The organism is Longimonas sp. (genome assembly GCF_046498435.1).
GTDB lineage: Bacteria > Bacteroidota > Rhodothermia > Rhodothermales > Salinibacteraceae > Longimonas.
In genome coordinates, this window is the sequence record NZ_JAWOAR010000328.1 from 1 (window position 1) to 4,007 (window position 4,007).

General features: G+C 62.3%; 3 protein-coding genes and 1 pseudogene. 1 reads left to right on the forward strand and 3 read right to left on the reverse strand.

What is annotated here, in order from left to right:
* Positions 1-1,037: HD domain-containing protein (locus tag R6U20_RS12600; protein WP_410338198.1), on the forward strand; the 1,037-nt coding region annotated here is incomplete at its 5' end.
* Between the two features lie 524 nt (positions 1,038-1,561).
* Here R6U20_RS12600 and hemF read toward each other — a convergent pair.
* From hemF to R6U20_RS12615, 3 genes and pseudogenes are all read right to left on the reverse strand, one after another.
* Complete coding sequence (gene hemF / locus R6U20_RS12605; RefSeq protein WP_410338199.1) at positions 1,562-2,551, reverse strand: oxygen-dependent coproporphyrinogen oxidase; 990 nt, start codon at positions 2,549-2,551, stop codon at positions 1,562-1,564.
* 251 nt (positions 2,552-2,802) lie between these two features.
* Positions 2,803-3,801, reverse strand: a complete 999-nt coding sequence (gene galT, locus R6U20_RS12610) for a galactose-1-phosphate uridylyltransferase (RefSeq protein ID WP_410338200.1) — start codon at positions 3,799-3,801, stop codon at positions 2,803-2,805.
* A 57-nt stretch (positions 3,802-3,858) separates the two neighbouring features.
* A pseudogene (locus R6U20_RS12615) lies at positions 3,859-4,007 on the reverse strand (2,3,4,5-tetrahydropyridine-2,6-dicarboxylate N-succinyltransferase); the annotation flags it as partial.

The following is a 4,007-nucleotide window of genomic DNA, read 5'->3' on the forward strand; positions in this document are numbered from 1 at the left end:
ACTCCCCCGTCAGGGCCGATTCGTCGATCTGGAGATTGTTGGCCTCCACCACCCGCAGATCCGCAGTGACCATGAGTCTGGCACGCGTGTGCCTGGACCGGAACGGTCGAAGCGATACCTCGGTCTTTGAGGTGGATGTGCCGCTGGATGCGTTTCGCAATACGCTGAGCTTTATCATTGGTACGTCTGCGGAAGAGCGGGAAGCGCTTCCTGCCGTAGCGCTGAAGCGGGTCGGGCAGGTCGGTGCAGGGGCGGTGCTCTTGCAAGTGCTCTTTGAAGAACATGCACTTGAGAAGCTGCATGTGTCGGCGCACGCGCTGCGCGAGGGGATGGTGGTGCAGTTCATCCGCGAAAACCACGAACGGTTGCAGCGCATTGCCCCGTATGCAGATGTGCGGCGGCGCAGCATCCACGAGGTGGCGTTTCGGTTTGAGTGGGATGAGAAGCACGCGCAGCATGTGGCCTCCACCGCGCTCTTTCTGTTCGACCGATGTCTGCCGTGGTATGCGGGACCGCACGAAGACGGCGAACTGCTGGAGTACGCGGCGCTGCTGCACGACATTGGGTATTACATCAGCCACTCCGGCCACCACCTGCACTCGCGTTATCTAATTCGCCATGCGGATCTGCGCGGCTTCTACGATGGCGAGGTCGATCTCATTTCGCTGGTGGCCCGCTACCACCGGGCTGAGCATCCGCTGCCGGCACATCCGCACTACGGACGCCTCACGCCGCACGATCAGAAGCGGGTGGCACAGCTTGCAGGCATCCTACGCATTGCCGAACGCCTGGACCGCAGCCACTACCAAAACGTGACGGCGCTTGCGGTGGATGCAAATGAGGAGGCGCTGCACATTGATGTGCGCACCAAGGGGGACCCGGAACTGGAGACGTGGGCCGCGCAACAAGCCAGCACGCTGTTTCAGGATGCGTTTGGCTATCCTGTGCAGGTTACGGGCCACCAGGGCACGAACACGCGTCCCCCGGGCGAAGACGCCATGGCCTATTCGCTGATGCACGCCTCCACCGAGCAGTAAGTAAAGACAGGCATGAAGTTGGGGTTTTGTGCGTTTCAAGCCGGTATCATGTGCGCTCCGACGTTCTTAAGTAGGACAGTGAAAGTGCGTGACCTGGTCATCCATGGCGATTTTGTTTGGGGAGAGCTTGGTACCCCGAAGAAGATCCCGGATCTCCGCTCCGCTTCGTCCGAGATGACTTTGGGGAGAGGGCCGTGCTCAATGTGAGAACAATCACTTTCAACCCAGCGCCTTTTCAACCCAGCGCCTTCCCCCAACCCGTCATCCTGGACAAGCGATTCCGACAGCGGTCGGAAGAGCGCGATCCAGAAATGAGCGGAGCGAATTCACATCGTAATTCAGAGCAAGGCAGCAGCCTCTCGTTGCAAGGACATACCTGCTAAGATACTTTTTTAGGTCTACTTAATTCGTCTGTTGGCTTTCAGTCTCGTGTGGAGATGAATGGATAAATCGTTTTCCTCCATTCTTCCATCCCTCCATCCCTCCATCCTTCCACACACCAACGGAGCAGGCGGAGTTGGTTATCACGCCTCCATCACACTCGGCGCGTCCTCCTCATCCAGCTCCAGCCAATCACGGGCAGTGAAAAACCACTGCGCCCGCGCCTCGGGCGTATCGGGCTCGGGCGTCCAGTCGTAGCTCCAGTGCACCTCCGGCGGCAGGCTCATCAAGATGCTCTCGGTGCGCCCATCCGTTTCGATGCCGAACTTGGTGCCACGGTCAAACAGCAGGTTAAACTCCACGTAGCGCCCGCGCCGATGTGTCTGATAGCGCCGCTCGCGCTCGCCATACGACCGATCCTTGTGGCGCTCCAGAATCGGCAGGTACGAGCGTAGAAACGCCCGCCCCGCATCGCGGCTGAAGTGAAAGGTGCGCTCCGGCTCCCCCCGCAAGTAGTCGTAGAAAAGGCCCCCAATGCCCCGCGCCTCCTTCCGGTGCGACAGGTAGAAGTACTCGTCGCACTGCTGCTTAAACGCTTCATAATCAGCCACCTGGCTGTGCGTGTCGCACACATCTTTCCACACCCGATGGAAGTGCTGCGCATCCTGCAGCGTGGGGTAGTAGGGCGTCAGATCCGCCCCGCCCCCAAACCACTGATCATCCGGATCCATCAAGTCCTCGCCCAGCGCAAAGTAGCGGAAGTTCGCGTGCACCGTGGGCACATACGGCGAGCGCGGATGCACCACCAGCGAAAGCCCCGTCGCAAAAAAGGGCGCCTGCTCCACCTCCAGCGCCTTCGCCATGCGGGCCGGGAGTTCGCCATGCACCGCCGAGGTGTTCACGCCGCCCTTCTCAAAGACATCGCCGCCCTCAATGACCGCCGTGCGCCCCCCGCCGCCGCCCGGACGCTCCCACTCATCCACCTGAAACCGCGTCTCCGGCTCGTAATCCGCCAGCCGCTTCGTGATGCGCAGTTGCAGCGCCTCCACAAACCGCTGCATCCGGTGCGCCATCGAAATGTCGGTGCGCTGCTCTTCGCGCAAGCGGTCGGTGCGTTCCGTCGAATCGCCCATGCCAGCTGTGTTTGAGTCCGTTAGAGGGAAGCGAAGGGATTTCTTGGCCCCGCATATACCGATGCAACACCGCATGCGTTCGCCGGCGTGCAGGCACGGTCTTCGTCGTGCAGGCACAGCAGCCTAACGGGGGTTCATCACAGGACCCAACAGGTTGATGACGCCACCCACGGTAGCGACGCAGCGCCGCTGCGTCGCTACGGGATGCGCCACAGGACCCAGATAACCTTCGAACCGGCTGCAACCATCCCCTACGCCCCGCGCAACACCCCTGCATCCACCTCGGGCAGCGATGGGTTGATGAGCATGTTTGTACCCAGCTCGAACCCGGCCCGCACCGACACACGCGGCGTAAACCGCAGGCTCCACACCACATGCGGTGCATCGGCTTCCGCATCAAGGGCGGTGTGCACCGTCATGTTATAGTCTGGGTCGTTGGCGCAGGTCGCGTAGCGGCGCGCCACTGTGCGGGAGAGCTCCGCGCAGGCGTGGCGCTCGGCATCAGTCATGTCCGTAAAGCGAGGCGCGTTGCGGCGGGGCACCACCCACACGCTGTACGGAGCAGGCGCCGCATACGGCACAAAAGCCACCATGTGTTCATTCGTCGCCACAATGCGCGCCTCGTCGTCAAGCTCGCGGGCCCGCACGGTCGCCATGAGCGGTACGCCCTCGTCCTCGTAGAACGTGCGACAGCGCTGCTCTTCGGACTGCATCTCCGTGGGCGGCAACGGCGGCGCAATGAGCTGACTATGCGGATGGGCCAGCGACGCCCCAGCGCGTCCGCCGTGATTGCGAAACAGCACCGGGTGCAAGCTTGGATGCGCCTCCTTCACCGCCTCGTACCGGCGCTGATACATGGTCAGCACGCGGGCAATCTGCTCCGCATCCAACAACGCCCACCCATGATGGTGATGCGGCGTGTCGATGATGACTTCCTGATGCCCGTGGGCCGCACGCCCCTCGTAGATGTGATTCGTCTGGGCCGCCGCCTCTGTGTCTGCATGGAAGGCCGGGTACTTGTTCGGCACCGCCCGCACGCGCCACGTGCCGTCCTCACCTGTCGTCTCATCCAAGATGTCGGGCAGCATGTGCTCATTGCCCGTACAGAACGGACACCCCGCCACCCGGCCCGGCTTCGCATCGGGATTGGTGATCTGGGTCCGCTTGGGACGCTCGCCCCGGTCGGGCGCACACGCCACCCACTGATTCGTGAGGCGGTCGCGACGCACGTGATAAGAAGACAGATCCATGTACAGCAAAGAGGTCAGACAACAGTCAGTGAACGGGCGCGCTGCGGGCACCCGGCGTTACCGCAGCGCATCTTCAAGCGCCGTGGCTGCATCGGTGCTGCCGTCGCGGTACTTGATGATGACCGGCGTGTAGAGCGAAAGCCCGTGGGCCGTGCCAAAGTCGGTCTCTAGCGGACGCGAGCCGGATACGACCACGGCGTTTTCGG

Bases quoted from the DNA above. Each gene is read 5' to 3' on its own strand.
- hemF (WP_410338199.1), bottom strand. From the start codon at position 2,551: ATGGGCGATTCGACGGAACGCACCGACCGCTTGCGCGAAGAGCAGCGC.
- galT (WP_410338200.1), bottom strand. From the start codon at position 3,801: ATGGATCTGTCTTCTTATCACGTGCGTCGCGACCGCCTCACGAATCAG.